At 59.0% G+C, this 16,944-nt stretch carries 16 protein-coding genes; 6 read left to right on the forward strand and 10 right to left on the reverse strand.

Features of this window, described 5'->3' with window-relative positions:
- Positions 1–278 precede the first annotated feature (278 nt).
- Positions 279–797 carry an Hcp family type VI secretion system effector gene (locus AC1DRJ_RS08510; protein WP_477801736.1) on the forward strand — a complete coding sequence of 173 codons (519 nt, stop codon included), beginning with the start codon at positions 279–281 and terminating at the stop codon, positions 795–797.
- A 110-nt stretch (positions 798–907) separates the two neighbouring features.
- Here the strand turns inward: AC1DRJ_RS08510 and AC1DRJ_RS08515 are convergent, their stop codons facing one another.
- The 3 genes from AC1DRJ_RS08515 to AC1DRJ_RS08525 form a co-directional block, all read right to left on the reverse strand.
- A complete protein-coding gene (locus AC1DRJ_RS08515; RefSeq protein WP_003195589.1) occupies positions 908–1,183 on the reverse strand; it encodes an HU family DNA-binding protein in 276 nt (91 codons plus the stop codon).
- Positions 1,184–1,375: 192 nt separating this feature from the next.
- Entirely contained in the window at positions 1,376–2,524 is a 1,149-nt protein-coding gene (locus AC1DRJ_RS08520; protein WP_477801737.1) for an NAD(P)/FAD-dependent oxidoreductase, read from the reverse strand.
- A gap of 20 nt (positions 2,525–2,544) precedes the next feature.
- Positions 2,545–2,715: a rubredoxin gene (locus AC1DRJ_RS08525; protein WP_007942683.1), complete on the reverse strand. Its 171-nt coding sequence runs from the start codon at positions 2,713–2,715 to the stop codon at positions 2,545–2,547.
- A gap of 200 nt (positions 2,716–2,915) precedes the next feature.
- On the opposite strand from AC1DRJ_RS08525, the gene AC1DRJ_RS08530 reads away from it, so the two are divergent.
- Both AC1DRJ_RS08530 and ubiA read left to right on the forward strand, forming a co-directional pair.
- Positions 2,916–3,467, forward strand: coding sequence for a chorismate--pyruvate lyase family protein (locus AC1DRJ_RS08530; RefSeq protein ID WP_477801738.1), 552 nt, complete (start codon positions 2,916–2,918; stop codon positions 3,465–3,467).
- Entirely contained in the window at positions 3,467–4,357 is an 891-nt protein-coding gene (gene ubiA, locus AC1DRJ_RS08535; protein WP_477801739.1) for a 4-hydroxybenzoate octaprenyltransferase, read from the forward strand. The genes AC1DRJ_RS08530 and ubiA overlap by 1 nt, the downstream gene beginning before the upstream one ends.
- A gap of 149 nt (positions 4,358–4,506) precedes the next feature.
- Here the strand turns inward: ubiA and AC1DRJ_RS08540 are convergent, their stop codons facing one another.
- Positions 4,507–4,899 (reverse strand): COG4315 family predicted lipoprotein, encoded by a 393-nt coding sequence (locus tag AC1DRJ_RS08540; RefSeq protein ID WP_477801740.1) that lies wholly within the window; start codon positions 4,897–4,899, stop codon positions 4,507–4,509.
- 152 nt (positions 4,900–5,051) lie between these two features.
- Between AC1DRJ_RS08540 and phoB the strand changes: the two genes are divergently transcribed.
- From phoB to AC1DRJ_RS08555, 3 genes are all read left to right on the forward strand, one after another.
- Positions 5,052–5,741: a phosphate regulon transcriptional regulator PhoB gene (gene phoB / locus AC1DRJ_RS08545; protein WP_477801741.1), complete on the forward strand. Its 690-nt coding sequence runs from the start codon at positions 5,052–5,054 to the stop codon at positions 5,739–5,741.
- 137 nt (positions 5,742–5,878) lie between these two features.
- Positions 5,879–7,165, forward strand: coding sequence for a phosphate regulon sensor histidine kinase PhoR (gene phoR / locus AC1DRJ_RS08550; protein ID WP_477801747.1), 1,287 nt, complete (start codon positions 5,879–5,881; stop codon positions 7,163–7,165).
- 123 nt (positions 7,166–7,288) lie between these two features.
- Positions 7,289–8,629, forward strand: a complete 1,341-nt coding sequence (locus AC1DRJ_RS08555; protein WP_477801742.1) for a hemolysin family protein — start codon at positions 7,289–7,291, stop codon at positions 8,627–8,629.
- A gap of 115 nt (positions 8,630–8,744) precedes the next feature.
- Here the strand turns inward: AC1DRJ_RS08555 and AC1DRJ_RS08560 are convergent, their stop codons facing one another.
- From AC1DRJ_RS08560 to AC1DRJ_RS08585, 6 genes are all read right to left on the reverse strand, one after another.
- A complete protein-coding gene (locus AC1DRJ_RS08560; protein ID WP_477801743.1) occupies positions 8,745–9,638 on the reverse strand; it encodes a peptidoglycan DD-metalloendopeptidase family protein in 894 nt (297 codons plus the stop codon).
- A 212-nt stretch (positions 9,639–9,850) separates the two neighbouring features.
- Positions 9,851–10,750 carry a response regulator gene (locus AC1DRJ_RS08565; RefSeq protein ID WP_477801744.1) on the reverse strand — a complete coding sequence of 300 codons (900 nt, stop codon included), beginning with the start codon at positions 10,748–10,750 and terminating at the stop codon, positions 9,851–9,853.
- A gap of 166 nt (positions 10,751–10,916) precedes the next feature.
- A complete protein-coding gene (gene phoU, locus AC1DRJ_RS08570; protein ID WP_477790698.1) occupies positions 10,917–11,678 on the reverse strand; it encodes a phosphate signaling complex protein PhoU in 762 nt (253 codons plus the stop codon).
- 120 nt (positions 11,679–11,798) lie between these two features.
- Positions 11,799–12,632 carry a phosphate ABC transporter ATP-binding protein PstB gene (gene pstB, locus AC1DRJ_RS08575; protein WP_477801745.1) on the reverse strand — a complete coding sequence of 278 codons (834 nt, stop codon included), beginning with the start codon at positions 12,630–12,632 and terminating at the stop codon, positions 11,799–11,801.
- A gap of 130 nt (positions 12,633–12,762) precedes the next feature.
- A complete protein-coding gene (gene pstA / locus AC1DRJ_RS08580) occupies positions 12,763–14,433 on the reverse strand; it encodes a phosphate ABC transporter permease PstA (protein WP_477801746.1) in 1,671 nt (556 codons plus the stop codon).
- A gap of 15 nt (positions 14,434–14,448) precedes the next feature.
- Complete coding sequence (locus AC1DRJ_RS08585; protein WP_477801748.1) at positions 14,449–16,731, reverse strand: ABC transporter permease subunit; 2,283 nt, start codon at positions 16,729–16,731, stop codon at positions 14,449–14,451.
- Positions 16,732–16,944: the final 213 nt, after the last annotated feature.

Here is a 16,944-nt window from a genome sequence, read left to right on the forward strand (position 1 = left end):
CAATCAAGCTGTTCAAAGTCGACAAAATAACGCTACAGGCCTTGAAATTAAAGGCATACAGCCAAGCGCGCAAGAAGTTGCGCAGCGGTGCGCAACTTCTTGTGCACCCTCGAAGCTGCTCCTTCGAATAACGAGAAAAACATCCTACAGATCAGAATTACTCACTCTTGATTTATAGGCAGTTTCCCCGACATGGTACGAGGCTTGACATGTGTAAGGCCCCCGGCAGGCGATATCGCCTCACGGGCACCTTCACTTATTGAGCAAGGAGCACTTCCATGGCGATACCCGCGTACATGTCCGTCACTGGCGAGAAACAAGGTCTGATCACTGGGGGCGCGTTCACTGCCGACTCGGTTGGCAACACCTACCAGGAAGGTCACGAAGACCAGGTCATGGTTCAGGCGTTCAGCCACGACGTGATCATCCCGCGTGACCCGCAATCCGGCCAGCCGACCGGTCAGCGCATCCACAAGCCAGTGATTATCACCAAGGTCTACGACAAATCCTCGCCACTGCTGCAAGCGGCTTTGACTTCCGGCGAGCGCCTGAGCGAAATCGTTATCCAGTGGTACCGCACTTCGGCTCAAGGTACCCAAGAGCACTACTACACCACGAAACTGGAAGACGCGATCATCGTCGCCATCAACAACAAAATGCACAACTGCCAGGATCCGTCGAATTCGCACTTCACGCACCTGGAAGAAGTGCAGTTCACCTACCGCAAAATCACCTGGACCCATGAAGTATCCGGAACTTCGGGTTCTGATGACTGGCGCTCTCCGGTCACGGGCTGACGTATGGCCAGACTTGCAGTGTTATCGAGCATAAAAAATGGGCACCCGAGTTAATCGGTATGCCCATTTTTCAATCCGGTTCTCCCCGTGATTCGGGGAGTTCGCCGCGATTATGGATTAACGCTGTCTTTTAACGATTTGCCTGGCTTGAAGGCAACGGTGTTGCTGGCCTTGATTTTGACGGGCTCACCGGTTTGCGGGTTTTTGCCGGTGCGGGCACCGCGGTGGCGTTGCAGGAAGGTACCGAAGCCCACCAGCGTGACGCTGTCCTTGCGATGCAGAGCGCCGGTTATTTCTTCGAGAACGGCGTTGAGAACGCGGTTGGCCTGTTCTTTGGTGAGGTCTGCTTTTTCAGCAATTGCAGCGGCGAGGTCTGGTTTACGCATTTAGTGAAGCCCCTTTGACGGTTTTTTGTTGTTATGTCCGTGCTGTTCTCGTTGGAACAGCGCCCAAAGTGCCGCAGTGCTCTACTCTGCGGCAGACGGGAGTGAGGATGGCACGCAAGGAAGAGCCGCGCCAGTATCGGCGCGTGCTTTGTAGGGGCAAAAGCGGGGTGATTCCGACAGAACGACCGCTATTTACGCCAGCAGTGCCGGAAGCTCTTTGTTGAGGGCCAGTTTTTCCATGACAGCCGTGCCTGTCAGGGCATAACCGAGCAGTTTTCCGCTGGCATCGCGGCATAACACTTTGATGTCGGCGCCCTGCCCTTCGACCGTCCAGACGCCCTCGCTGCCCCGTGGCGGTGGTGATACCACCAACGGACACACCGGGGTTTTCACGGTGATCGGCATCGGGCCGTAGTTCACTGGCGTAGCGTTTCCAGCCAGCGTCTGCGCCAGCGCTCTTGCACAGCTCATCAGGGGCATGACGTACAGCAAATTCAGCCCATCGACCTCGGCGCAGTCGCCCAGCGCGTAGATATTGTCATGGGAGGTTTTCAGGTGACGGTCGACCACCACGCCACGGTTGACTTGCACACCGGCCGCTGCCGCCAGATCGATACGCGGGCGCAGGCCAATGGCTGAGACCACCACGTCGCAAGGGATCACCTGACCGTCGGACAGATGCGCTTCCAGGCCATCAGCCACGCGCTGCAAGCGATTGAGCACCGGCCCGAGGTGGAACCGGGCGCCGAGGCTTTCCAGCCCGGCCTGGACGGCGGCCGCCGCTGCCGGGTGCAACAGGGTCGGCATGACCTGCTCGCACGGTGCAACCAGTTGCACCTCGTAGCCGCCAAGGCTCAGGTCATTGGCGAACTCGCAGCCAATCAGGCCGGCGCCGAGCAGTAGCACCCGACGCTTGCCGGCCGCCGCCGCACGAAAGCGCGCGTAATCTTCCAGATCGTTGATCGGGAACACGCAATCCGATGCGTCACCTTCAATCGGCACCCGCACGGTTTCCGCGCCCCAGGCCAGGATCAGGTCACGGTAAAACACCGCCTCCTCACCGATCCACAAGCGCTTGTGGCCCGGATCGATGCCGCTGATGCGAGTGTGGGTGCGCACTTCGGCTTTCAATTGCTCGGCCATGGCGCCGGGCTCGGCCATGCTCAGGCCGTCGGCGTCTTTGTTTTTGCCGAAACCGGTGGAGAGCATCGGCTTGGAGTAAGAACGTCCGTCATCGGCGGTAATCAATAGCAGCGGGGTTTCGCTATCCAGTTTGCGAAACTCCCGGGCCAGGTTATAGCCAGCCAGCCCGGTACCGACGATCACGACAGGTGCGTTCATTCCTTACTCCTCTAATTGTTTTAAGCAGCGATTTCGATCATTTCGAAATCCATCTTGCCCACGCCGCAGTCCGGGCACAGCCAGTCTTCCGGCACGTCTTGCCACAGTGTGCCCGGCGCAATGCCGTCGTCCGGCCAGCCGTCGGCTTCGTTATAGATCAGGCCACAGACTACACATTGCCACTTTTTCATTTGTTTCATCCTCAGGATTCAGGCGTATTGCCGGCGCGAACGGTCGTTGTTTGAAGCGCTGCCGTCCGGCTCAGGGCGTTTTGTACTGATCGGGCCCGATAGATGCAAGTCTGTTCGGCGCAATGGCGGCCCGGATCAATCAAAATCGCTGAGTGACATGGTAAGCTCGCCGCCTCATTTGCTGCCAATAATGACTCACTGTGCCGCACTCAATATCCCCGCCGTGGCTCCCCCAAAGCCAACTCATGCCCCTCCCCGACGCCTCTATTCTCGACTGGCTGTTCGACGAAGGCTCCCTGACCCGACGGCTGATTCGCTTGTCGAATGACAGCTTCAGCGTCACGCCGCTGTTTGAAGGCTGGCAACCGCTGCGCGCCGACGAATGTGTTGCGCTGGATCTGGCCGAAGGCAGCGAGGGCTGGGTGCGCGAGGTGTACTTGCGTGGCCACGGCGAGGCGTGGGTGTTTGCCCGCAGCGTGGCGGCGCGCAGCGCGTTGCAAGGCGATGGTTTGCACATGGACGAATTGGGCAGCCGCTCCCTGGGGGAATTGCTGTTTTGCGATCACGCGTTTCAGCGCCGCGCGATCGAGGTTTGTCACTATCCTCGGGAATGGCTGCCTATGGAATCCCGGGCACCTGAACTGTGGGGTCGTCGCTCGCGTTTCGACCGTGGTGCATTGAGCGTATTGGTGGCTGAAATCTTCCTGCCGCCCTTGTGGAGCGCCATCCGCGCCCATCCGGAGAACTGCTGATGTACCAGAGTCTGCTCAAGTCCTTGAACCACTTGAACCCTCGGGCCTGGGATTTCATTCAACTGACGCGCATGGACAAGCCGATCGGCATTTATCTGCTGCTGTGGCCGACGCTTTGGGCGCTGTGGATTGCAGGGAAAGGCTCGCCGTCCTTGGCCAACGTGGTGATTTTCGTCCTCGGCGTGGTGCTGACCCGCGCCGGCGGTTGCGTAATCAATGACTGGGCGGATCGCAAGGTCGACGGCCATGTGAAACGTACTGAACAGCGGCCCTTGGTCAGCGGCAAGATCAGCTCCAAAGAAGCCTTGGTGTTCTTCGCCCTGCTGATGGGTGTGAGCTTTTTGCTGGTGCTCTGCACCAATGCGGCCACGGTCTGGCTGTCGTTCGGCGGCTTGGCGCTGGCGTTCAGTTATCCGTTCATGAAGCGCTACACCTATTACCCGCAAGTGGTGCTGGGCGCGGCGTTTTCGTGGGGGATGCCGATGGCGTTCACCGCCGAAACCGGTGAATTGCCGCCCGCCGCGTGGTTGCTGTGGATCGCCAACTTGCTGTGGACCGTGGGTTACGACACTTATTACGCGATGACCGACCGTGACGACGACCTGAAGATCGGCGTGAAATCCACGGCGATTCTGTTTGGTGATGCGGACCGGGTGATCATCCTGACCTTGCAGGGGTTGGCCCTGGGCTGCCTGTTGCTGGCCGGGTCGAAATTCGAGCTCGGCGGCTGGTTCCACCTTGGCTTGCTCGCGGCGGCGGGCTGTTTCGCGTGGGAGTTCTGGTACACCCGCGACAAGGACCGGATGCGCTGCTTCAAGGCGTTTTTGCACAACCATTGGGCTGGGTTGGCGATCTTCGTCGGGATTGTGCTGGATTACGCGCTGCGTTAAGGCACACGCTTTTATGTAGCAGCTGGCGCAGCCTGCGTCCGGCTGCGCAGCAGYCGTAAATACTGGGCACGCGGTTCATCTGATACACCGCGTGAGCAGACTTTACGRCTGCTGCGCAGCCGGACGCAGGCTKCGCCAGCTGCTACAGGTTACATTTTTGGTCCGGAATTAGTGATGACGTGCCAGACGTCTTTCATCTTGTCGCCCGTTTTTTCTCCCGGTGCCTTGTCCTTGACGAAGTAATACAGCGGCTTGCCATCATAGGCCCACTGCATCGTGCCATCGTCACGTTTGATGATGGTCCACTTGCCTTCAGCCTTAGCGCCCGCCTCCGCCGTGAACGGCGGCCAGTTTTCTGCACACTGACCCGTGCACACCGACTTGCCGCCCGTATCCTTGTCGAACGTGTATAGGGTCATGCCCTTATGGTCGACCATCACACCGTCTTGCATATGCACCGGCTCAGCCGCGAAGGCCATGGCCGGCAACGAAAATGCAGCGACCAGCAGCAGTGCCTTGAACGATTGCGAGATTTGCTTCATGGAAACCTTCCTTTTGTGGTTGTCAGGATTCGGACTTAGAGCTTAGTTCAGGATCCTGACAATCGCCGCGCGACTAAAATACTGTCACACGACTGCAATAATTCCGTTATCTAATGCGGCGCAAGACAGTTAAATGACAAGAGGACTAAGGCATGGTTGRCAGGAGCATTCTGATCGTCGACGACGAAGCGCCCATTCGCGAAATGATCGCCGTTGCGTTGGAAATGGCCGGCTATGACTGTCTGGAAGCCGAAAACTCCCAGCAGGCCCACGCCATCATCGTTGACCGCAAGCCCGACTTGATCCTGCTCGACTGGATGCTGCCCGGCACCTCCGGTATCGAACTGGCTCGCCGTCTCAAGCGCGATGAGCTGACCGGGGACATCCCGATCATCATGCTCACCGCCAAGGGCGAAGAGGACAACAAGATCCAGGGCCTGGAAGTCGGCGCTGACGACTACATCACCAAACCGTTTTCCCCCCGTGAGCTGGTAGCGCGCCTCAAAGCCGTACTGCGCCGTGCCGGTCCAGCCGATGGCGAAGGGCCGATTGAAGTCGGCGGCTTGCTGCTGGACCCGATCAGCCACCGCGTGACCATCGACGGCAAACCGGCCGAAATGGGCCCGACCGAATACCGCCTGCTGCAATTTTTCATGACCCACCAGGAACGTGCCTATACCCGTGGCCAGTTGCTGGATCAAGTCTGGGGTGGCAATGTTTACGTCGAAGAGCGCACCGTCGACGTGCACATCCGGCGTCTGCGCAAAGCCCTCGGCGATGCCTACGAGAATCTGGTACAAACCGTGCGCGGCACGGGTTATCGGTTTTCCACAAAAGCATAGAAGCAGCGGCAAGCTTTAAGCTACAAGCGGCAAGCAACAATACAGCTGCTCTAACTTATAGCTTGCAGCTTGAAACCTGGAGCTGCGCTAGGACGCCCCCCTTGAATCAAAATTGGCATGGCACCCTGATTCGCCACATGCTGTTACTGGTCACCAGCTGCCTGGTGATCGGCCTGATTACCGGCTACTACGGCTGGAGCCTCGCCGCAGGACTGGGCCTCTATTTGGCCTGGACGCTCAAGCAACTGCTGCGCTTGCACGAATGGCTGCGCCAGCACTCAGCCGACGAAGCACCGCCCGATGGCTATGGCTTATGGGGCGAGGTGTTCGACAGCATCTATCACTTGCAACGTCGCGACCAACGGGTGCGTGGGCGTCTGCAAGCGGTAATCGACCGGATCCAGGAGTCCACCGCCGCGCTGAAAGACGCGGTGGTCATGCTCGACAGCGACGGCAACCTGGAATGGTGGAACCGCGCCGCCGAAACCCTGCTCGGCCTCAAGACCCCGCAAGACAGCGGCCAGCCGGTGAGCAACCTGGTGCGCGATCCGCGCTTCAAGGAATATTTCGAGCAGGGCAGTTACGCCGAACCGCTGGAAATCCCCTCGCCGACCAATGATCGCGTGCGCATTCAGCTGTACATCACTCGCTACGGCAACAATGAACACTTGATGCTGGTGCGCGACGTCACGCGCATCCATCAGCTGGAACAAATGCGCAAAGACTTCATCGCCAACGTCTCCCATGAACTGCGCACACCGCTGACGGTTATCTGCGGTTATCTGGAAACCCTGCTCGACAATGCCGAGGAAGTGAATCCGCGCTGGACCCGTGCCTTGCAGCAGATGCAGCAACAGGGCGGGCGCATGCAGACCTTGCTCAATGACTTGCTGCTGCTGGCCAAACTGGAAGCCACCGATTACCCGTCGGACAACCAGCCGGTGGCTGTTGAAGACTTGCTGCAGTCGATCAAGGGCGATGCCCAGCAGCTGTCCGGCCAGAAAAACCAGCGCATCACCCTGGAAGCCGATCCGACGGTTCTACTCAAGGGCAGCGAAGCGGAACTGCGCAGTGCGTTTTCCAACCTGGTGTTCAACGCGGTGAAATACACCCCGGCCGAAGGCAATATCCGCGTTCACTGGTGGGCAGATGAGCAAGGTGCGCACCTGAGCGTGCAAGACTCCGGGATCGGCATCGATACCAAACACCTGCCGCGCCTGACCGAACGTTTCTACCGCGTCGACTCCAGCCGCAACTCCAATACCGGCGGCACCGGCCTGGGCCTGGCCATCGTCAAACATGTATTGCTGCGCCACCGCGCGCGGATGGAAATCAGCAGTGTGCCGGGCCATGGCAGCACCTTTACCTGCCACTTTGCCCCTGTTCAGGTAGCCAAATCCCAAGCCCTCAAGACCGTTGACTGATACCGGCCAGCACGCGCCACTAGGCAATCGACCAGTCAGCCGCTACATTGGCTGACTTGTGCCTGCCCTTCAGGCGCACTTTTTTCCTTCCTCTTGAATACACGGAACCCGCAAAACTCCATCATGGACCCTTCCCCTGGTTTGACCCTCGCAACAATATTCGCCGATTTCGGCATGATTCTTTTTGCTCTGATCCTGGTTTTGCTCAACGGATTCTTCGTTGCGGCCGAATTTGCCATGGTCAAATTGCGCTCGACCCGGGTTGAGGCCATCGCGGACAAAAACGGCTGGCGCGGGCATATCCTGCGCACCGTTCACAGCCAGCTCGATGCCTACCTGTCGGCGTGCCAGCTGGGTATCACCCTCGCCTCCCTCGGCCTTGGCTGGGTCGGTGAACCCGCGTTCGCGCACATCCTCGAACCGATACTGGAAGCGGTCGGCGTGCAGTCGGCCGAAGTGATCAAAGGTGTGTCGTTCTTCGCCGCGTTCTTTGTCATTTCGTACCTGCACATCGTCGTCGGCGAGCTGGCCCCGAAATCCTGGGCCATTCGTAAACCCGAACTGCTGTCGCTGTGGACCGCCGTGCCGCTGTACTTGTTCTACTGGGCCATGTACCCGGCGATCTACTTGCTGAACGCCAGCGCCAACACCATCCTGCGGATCGCCGGCCAAGGTGAGCCCGGCCCTCATCACGAGCACCATTACAGCCGTGAAGAACTGAAACTGATCCTGCACTCCAGCCGTGGCCAGGACCCGAGCGACCAAGGCATGCGTGTATTGGCCTCGGCCGTGGAAATGGGCGAACTCGAAGTAGTCGACTGGGCCAACTCCCGGGAAGACCTGGTGACGCTGGAGTTCAACGCACCGCTGAAGGAAATCCTGGCGATGTTCCGTCGCCACAAGTTCAGCCGTTACCCGGTGTACGACAGCGAGCGTCAGGAGTTTGTCGGCCTGCTGCACATCAAGGACCTGCTGCTGGAACTGGCGGCACTCGACCACATCCCCGAATCGTTCAACCTGGCTGAACTGACCCGTCCGCTGGAGCGCGTATCGCGGCACATGCCGTTGTCGCAGCTGCTGGAACAGTTCCGCAAGGGCGGTTCGCACTTCGCCGTGGTGGAAGAGGCCGACGGCAACATCATCGGCTACCTGACCATGGAAGACGTGCTGGAAGTGCTGGTCGGCGACATTCAGGACGAACACCGCAAGGCCGAGCGCGGGATCCTCGCGTACCAGCCGGGCAAGTTGTTGGTGCGCGGTGATACACCGCTGTTCAAGGTCGAACGCCTGCTGGGCATCGATCTGGATCACGTCGAAGCCGAAACCCTCGCCGGGCTGGTCTACGAAAGCCTCAAGCGGGTGCCGGAAGAGGAAGAAGTCCTGGAAGTCGAAGGTCTGCGGATCATCATCAAGAAGATGAAAGGACCGAAGATCATATTGGCCAAGGTGTTGATGCTGGATTGATCGACTGACCTAGAGTCCCAGTCGATTCCATCGCGAGCAGGCTCGCTCCCACATTTGAAACGCATTCCCCTGTGGGAGCGAGCCTGCTCGCGATAGCGTCAGATCAGCCAACACATTACTGCTTGCCCAACACAAAGTTGGGCAACACCCCTACCGGTTGCTTGAACTGGTACGGAATCGACACCAACCCCAGCCCCGTATTGCGCTGCACCACGAAATGCAGGTGTGGCCCCGTGCTGTTGCCGGTATTACCCGACAACCCCAGAGCACTGCCCACTTCCACCCGCTGACCCTCTCGAACCCTGACTGAACCTTGCTTGAGGTGTAGATACACGCCCATGGTCCCGTCATTGTGCAGCACCCGCACGAAATTGCCCGACGGGTTGGTGCCGCGTCCGCTCTGCCCGCTCTCGGTCTTCACCACCACCCCGGCACGCGCGGCGATGATCGGTGTGCCTTCGGGCATGGCGATGTCCATCGCGTAGCGACTCTTGGGTCCGAAATGGCTGTACTCGCCATTGGCACCCTGACTTATGCGAAACGGACCGCCGCGCCACGGCAGCGGGTATCGATAGGCCAAGGCGGACCCTGAGGGGCTGCCCAAGGCGTATTTGAACCTTGGGGTGTACACCAGCGGCCTTCCGGCTTGAGTTGCGGTGAGCACCGCTACACGAATGCTGCTACGTGCCGGCAAAACCTTGTGAATCGGTCGACCCGCGCCGCTGACGTTCTTCAATCCGGCGAAGCTCAAATTGATCTCCACCGGGGCATACAGGTTGTTGCGCACATACACGCTGTGCACGCCGTCCTTCTTCATGAACACCAGGTATACCTGACGCTCAAGGTGCTCATCCATGCGATCCCGAAAAACGAACACCTCTGAGCCTTTGGTGGGGCGGTCACTGTAGGCGACCACACCATTGGCATCGGTGGACTTGTAGACCGTCAAGGCCAGAGCGGAGGTGGTGGCCATGAACAGCCCACAGAAAAACAGCAGTCGCGCGAACATGAGCAGGGTTCTGATGAGTAAGGCCTTGGATTGAGCCTAGCAGCTGCAATGGACCGGGGTACTCGGCAGATGTTTCAAAATGGGGCTGTTCAGCGGATGTGTGGTGATTCTGAGGGCCCCTTCGCGAGCAAGCCCGCTCTCATCATCAGTCTAATTCCTGCGCAAGACACAAGCGGGCTTGCTCGCGAAAGCGGCCTAAAAGGTGATGAAGATCACGCGCCAGGAATGAAGTGTTTCTGCGCCGTACCCCGTGCAATCAGGCGGGAGATGTAATCGAGCTTCTGTGCATCCTGGTCGACGAAGCGGAAGGTCAGTTGCAACCAGTCGCTGTCGGGTTTGGGTTCGTGGGCGACAACCGCATGCAGGTAACCGTTCAAACGAGCGATTTCAGCGTTTTCGCCCTGCTCCAGGTCGAGCACCGCGCTGTCGAGTACCTGCGGCAGCGTGTCGGTGCGCTTAACCACCAGCAGCGCTTCCTTGATGCTCAGGGCCTTGATCACACATTGCTGAATGCCACTGGGCAGGCGCAACTGACCTTTACCGCGACCGCTGGCAGGCGAGTCGGCGGGCGCTACTTTGACCGGTGGGCTGTTGAGCAAGCCACGAGACGGTGCGGCAGTTGGAGCAGGTGCGACCACGGCACGCTTGCCACCGGTCAATGCACTGAGGGTATCGCCACTGAAGGCCGAGTTCATTTTTGGCGCAGTACCGCTCATCAGGGCGTCCAGTTTGCCGACCTTGTTCAGCGCCTGCTTGACCTTGCTCAGCAGTTGTTCGTTGGTGAAGGGTTTGCTGACGTAGCCGGAAACGCCGGCCTGAATCGCCTGCACCACGTTCTCTTTGTCGCCACGGCTGGTCACCATCACGAAGGGCATGGTTTTAAGGTGGTCTTGCTCGCGACACCAGGTCAGCAGCTCCAAGCCCGACATCTCCGGCATTTCCCAGTCGCACAGCACCAGGTCGAACGCTTCCTTGGCCAGCAGGACCTGAGCCTTCCTGCCGTTGATGGCGTCTTCCGTGCGGATGCCCGGGAAAACGTTACGCAGGCATTTTTTTACCAGGTCACGAATGAACGCTGCATCGTCCACCACCAACACGCTAATCTTGGTCATCCACTATCCCTCGAAAAAATCCCGGCAAGCCACTGTTCTGCTTATGGCACATTGCCAAAAACCTTCAGTCACGCCGGGACTTTTCGTTCGCGGGTGCTGCTTCCAATGTCGAACACCGCACACAAAAACGCCCAGCCAAAGGACCGGGCGTTTTTCTTGGGCAGTCTTACTTATCGTCAGCTTTGCCCAGAACATTAGCGGTTTCGCCGCTTGTTCCTTCAACTTCTTCTTTCATTCGCTTGAGGCCCAGGTGACGCACGTCGGTGCCTCGCACCAGGTAAATCACCAGTTCCGAGATGTTGCGCGCGTGGTCGCCAATCCGCTCAAGCGAACGCAGCACCCAGATAATGCTCAAGACCCTTGAGATAGAGCGTGGGTCTTCCATCATGTAGGTCGCCAGCTCGCGCAGGGCGGTCTTGTATTCGCGGTCGATGATCTTGTCGTACTGCGCCACCGACAGCGCCAGATCGGCGTCGAAACGAGCAAATGCGTCCAGTGCATCGCGCACCATGTTGCGCACCTGGTCGCCGATGTGACGAACCTCGACGTAACCGCGCGGCGCTTCGCCTTCTTCGCACAACTGGATGGCGCGGCGGGCAATCTTGGTTGCTTCGTCGCCGATGCGCTCCAGGTCGATCACCGACTTGGAGATGCTGATGATCAGACGCAAGTCAGACGCCGCTGGCTGGCGACGGGCCAGAATGCGCAGGCACTCTTCGTCGATGTTGCGTTCCATCTGGTTGATCTGGTCGTCGATCTCGCGAACCTGCTGGGCYAGACCGGAGTCGGCTTCGATCAGCGCGGTTACCGCGTCGTTGACCTGCTTTTCCACCAACCCGCCCATGGCCAGGAGGTGGCTGCGTACTTCCTCCAGCTCGGCGTTGAACTGCGCGGAAATGTGGTGGGTAAGGCCTTCTTTACTAATCATCTGTTTCGCTCCGCGAAAGTTGCAAGCTTCAAGCTGCAAGCTTCAAGCAGTTATATATAAGTCCTGATATCGCACCGCTTCTTTCTTGCCGCATGAAGCTTGCGGCTTGCAGCTGTACGGCTAGCCGTACCGCCCGGTGATGTAGTCTTCGGTCTGCTTCTTCGCCGGATTGGTGAACAGGGTATCGGTGTCGCCGAATTCCACCAGTTTGCCCATGTACATGAACGCCGTGTAGTCGGATACCCGCGCGGCCTGTTGCATGTTGTGGGTCACGATGACGATGGTGAATTTCGATTTCAGTTCGTAGATCAGCTCTTCGACTTTCAACGTGGAGATCGGGTCGAGTGCCGAGCACGGTTCGTCGAGCAGCAGCACTTCCGGCTCCACGGCGATGGTGCGCGCGATCACCAGACGTTGTTGCTGACCACCGGACAGGCCGAGTGCCGATTCGTGCAGGCGGTCTTTGACTTCGTCCCACAGTGCCGCGCCTTTCAACGCCCACTCGACCGCTTCGTCGAGAATGCGCTTCTTGTTGATGCCCTGAATGCGCAGGCCATAAACAACGTTTTCGTAGATAGTTTTCGGAAACGGGTTCGGCTTCTGGAACACCATGCCGACACGGCGACGCAGTTCGGCCACGTCTTCGCCTTTACGGTAAATGTTGTTGCCGTAGAGGTTGATCGCGCCTTCGACACGGCAGCCGTCAACCAGGTCGTTCATGCGGTTGAAGGTGCGCAGCAGCGTGGACTTGCCGCAACCGGACGGGCCGATGAAGGCGGTTACGCGCTGTTTCGGGATGTTCATGCTGACGTCGTACAGCGCTTGTTTTTCGCMGTAGAACAGGCTCAGGCCAGGCACTTCAATGGCCACGGTTTCCTGCTCAAGACTCAGGCTCYGTTTGTCGCGACCCAACGCCGACATGTTGATGCCGTGGGTATGTGTTTCGTGCTGCATGGGAGGCTCCCTGTGCTAACAAATTCGGTTCGGTTGTGTGGGAGCGAGTCTGCTCGCAAAGGGGCCAGTACTGGCACCAAAAGCTTCGCGAGCAGGCTCGCTCCCACATAGGAATCAGTGCTTCTTCAAATCAGCTATCCAGCGCTTTGTATTTCTCGCGCAGGTGGTTTCGGATATAGACGGCCGACAGGTTGAGCGTGGCAATCACCAGCACCAGCAGCAGCGCCGTGGCGTACACCAGCGGCCGCGCGGCTTCGACGTTGGGGCTCTGGAAGCCGACGTCATAAATGTGGAAGCCCAGGTGCATGATCTTCTGATCCAGATGCAGGTACGGGTAGTTGCCGTCCAGTGGCAGCGACGGTGCCAGTTTCACCACACCCACCAGCATCAGCGGCGCTACTTCACCAGCGGCACGTGCCACGGCGAGGATCATACCGGTCATCATTGCCGGGCTGGCCATCGGCAGCACGATCTTCCACAAGGTTTCCGCCTTGGTGGCGCCGAGGGCCAACGAACCTTCACGCACAGTGCGAGGAATCCGCGCCAGACCTTCTTCCGTTGCCACAATCACCACCGGCACCGCCAGCAGCGCCAGCGTCAGGGAAGCCCAGAGYAGACCCGGCGTACCGAAAGTCGGTGCCGGCAATGCTTCAGGGAAGAACAAGCGGTCAACCGAGCCGCCCAGTACATAGACGAAGAAGCCCAGACCGAACACGCCGTAAACGATGGCCGGTACGCCTGCCAGGTTGTTCACGGCAATCCGGATAATCCGGGTCAACGCGTTCTGCTTGGCGTATTCGCGCAGGTAGACCGCCGCCAGTACGCCGAATGGCGTCACGATCATCGCCATGATCAACGTCATCATCACGGTGCCGAAAATCGCCGGGAAGATCCCGCCTTCGGTGTTTGCTTCACGCGGGTCGTCGCTGAGGAATTCCCAGACCTTGCTGAAGTAGAAGCCGATCTTGGTCAGCGTGCCCATGGCGTTCGGCTGGTAGGCGTGAACCACTTTGCCAATGCTGATTTCGATTTCTTTGCCGTTCGCATCGCGGGCCGTGAGGCTGTCGCGATTGAACTGAGCGTGCAAGTCATTCAGACGGGCTTCGATGTCTTGATAACGTGCATTCAACTCGGCGCGTTCGGCATCCATGTCTGCTTGCGCGGCGGCGTCGAGTTGCCCGGCCAGTTCCAGTTTGCGGCCGTGCAGACGAATGCGCTCCAGACCCGCGTTGATCGCGCCGATGTCGGATTTTTCCAGGCTCTTGAGCTGTGCCGCAAGCTTGTTCACACGATCAACACGCGCCTGCAGTTCCGGCCAGGCCGCTTCGCCTTCAGCGATGACTTTGCCATCCTGTTTGACGTTGACCAGGTAACCGTAGAAGTTGCCCCATTCGCGACGCTCAACGGTCATCAACTCAGGCGGCGTTTTCTGGTTGGTCAGCCAATCGCCGACGATCCAGGTAAAGTCGTTGCCGTTCAAGTCACGGTTGCCGACCTTGATCAGCTCACGCGTCATGAACTCCGGGCCCTGATCGGGCACCGGCAGGCCAGCGCTTTTCAGGCGCTCACGCGGCACTTCTTCCTTCTGTACCACTTCACCGACGACCAGGTGATTGGCCTGGCCTGGCACGTCATAGCTGGCGTGAATCAAATCCGCCGGCCAGAAGTGGCCCAGGCCGCGCACGGCAATCACGGCCAGCAGGCCAATGGTCATGATGACCGCGATGGACACCGCGCCACCGCTGACCCAGACGCCGGGGGCGCCGCTCTTGAACCATCCTTTCAGGGAGTTCTGTTTCACAGACTTCTACCTTTCTTAAAGCGACGAGTATTTCTTGCGCAGACGCTGACGAATCAGTTCTGCGAGGGTGTTCATGACGAAGGTGAACAACAGCAGCACCAGCGCCGAGAGGAACAGCACGCGGTAGTGGCTGCCGCCAACCTCCGACTCGGGCATTTCCACCGCGACGTTGGCAGCCAATGTGCGCAAGCCTTCAAACAGGTTCATTTCCATGACCGGGGTGTTACCGGTGGCCATCAACACAATCATGGTTTCACCGACCGCACGGCCCATGCCGATCATCAGCGCCGAGAAAATGCCCGGGCTGGCGGTGAGAATCACCACCCGCGTCATGGTCTGCCATGGTGTAGCACCGAGGGCCAGGGAACCGAGGGTCAAACCGCGAGGCACGCTGAACACGGCATCTTCGGCGATGGAGTAGATGTTCGGGATAACCGCGAAGCCCATGGCCAAACCAACCACCAGTGCGTTGCGCTGGTCGTAGGTGATGCCCAGGTCGTGGGAGATCCACATGCGCATGTCGCCGCCGAAGAACCAGGTTTCCATGTACGGGCTCATGTACAACGAGAGCCAGCCCACAAACAGAATCACCGGAATCAGGATCGCGCTTTCCCAGCCGTCCGGCACTTTCAGACGGATCGACTCAGGCAGGCGACTGAAGGTGAAGCCCGCCACCAGAATGCCGATCGGCAGGAGCATCAGCAGGCTGAAGATGCCAGGCAAATGCCCTTCTACATAAGGCGCGAGGAACAGGCCGGCGAAGAAACCGAGGATCACCGTCGGCATTGCTTCCATCAGCTCGATCACCGGCTTCACCTTGCGGCGCAGGCTCGGCGCCATGAAGTACGCGGTGTAGATCGCAGCAGCAACGGCCAGCGGTGCAGCCAACAGCATGGCGTAGAACGCGGCTTTCAAGGTACCGAAGGTCAGCGGGGACAAGCTCATCTTCGGTTCGAAGTCGGTGTTGGCGGCGGTCGATTGCCAGACGTATTTAGGTTCGTCGTAGTTCTCGTACCAGACCTTGCTCCACAGCGCGCTCCACGACACTTCCGGGTGCGGGTTGTCCAGCAGCAGCGGCTGAAGCTTGCCGCCCGCTTCGACGATGATGCGGTTGGCGCGAGGCGACATACCGAAAATGCCCGGTCCTTCGACAACCTGATCCACCAGCAAGGTGCGGTGAGCGGTACTGTGGAACACGCCGAGCATACCGGCCGCGTCGAGGGCGACGAAGCCTTTGCGGCGCTCTTCAGCGCTGATTTCAATAATCGGCGTGGTGCCCATCTGGAAGGTACGAATCTGCTTCAGACGCTGCTCGCCATCGGGGTCGCGCGCCATGAACCACTGGGCCAGACCACCTTTGGAGTCACCGAGGATCAGCGAGATACCACCCACCAATTGGGTGCTTGCGGTGATCTCGGCATCGCCGTTTTCGAGCAGTTTGTAGCGACCGTTGAGGCTCTTGTCGCGCAGGCTGAACACATCGGCCTGAGCACGACCGTTAATCACGTACAGCCACTGCTGACGCGGGTCGACGAAGATGTTCTTCACCGGCTCGGTCATCTGCGGCAGATCGATGCGCTTCTGCTCGTTGGTGACTTCGCCAGTCATCATGTTTTCTTCGCTGGTCAGCGACAACACATTGAGTTGCGAACCCGTGGCGCCGACCAGCATCAGTGTGGAATCGTTGGCGTTGAGGCTGACGTGCTCCAGCGCACCGCCCGCCTCGTTCAACGCGATCGGGTTTTCGCCATACGGATACTCGATCGCCGGCGAGATGGTTTTCTTGCCGTCCGGGTAGCTGACTTTATAGGTATGACGGAACACCAGGGCCTGACCGTTGGACAAGCCGACCGCCACCAATGGCTGTCCCGGTTGGTCTTCGCCGATGGAGGTCACGTGAGTGCCGGCCGGAACAGGCAGATCGACGCGCTTGAGTTCAGCGCCACTGTCGATATCAAAGAACAGCGCCTGGCCCTTGTCGGAAACCCGCATGGCGACCTGGTTCTGTTCTTCGAGGGAGATCAATAACGGCTTGCCGGCGTCTTGCATCCAGGCGGGCGTGATGGCGTCTTTGGCGGTCAGGTCGGCGCCCTGGAACAAGGGTGCAACAACATAGCCAAGGAAGAAGAAAATCAGCGTGATCGCGCCGAGGACAGCGAGGCCGCCAATAAGGACGTACCAACGAGTCAGGCGATCTTTGAGCGCGCGAATGCGGCGCTTGCGTTGCAACTCAGGCGTATTGAAATCAATTCGCTTGGGGGGATTCGTAGTCATGGTGGAATTGGCCAGATCATTCATGCGCACACCCTAGCGATCCTGTATGACAGAAAGATGACAATGCAGTGACGCAGCAAATCCGCCGCCAGCGAGGACTGGCAGCGGACCGGAAATTTTGGGGTTGTAGGAGCTGTCGAGGGAACCGAGGCTGCGATCTTTTTGATCTTGCGGTTAGAGGCCAGATCAAAAGATCGCAGCCTCGTTTCACTCGACAGCTGCTACAGAGTCCGGGTT

Source organism: Pseudomonas sp. P5_B2 (assembly GCF_056400445.1).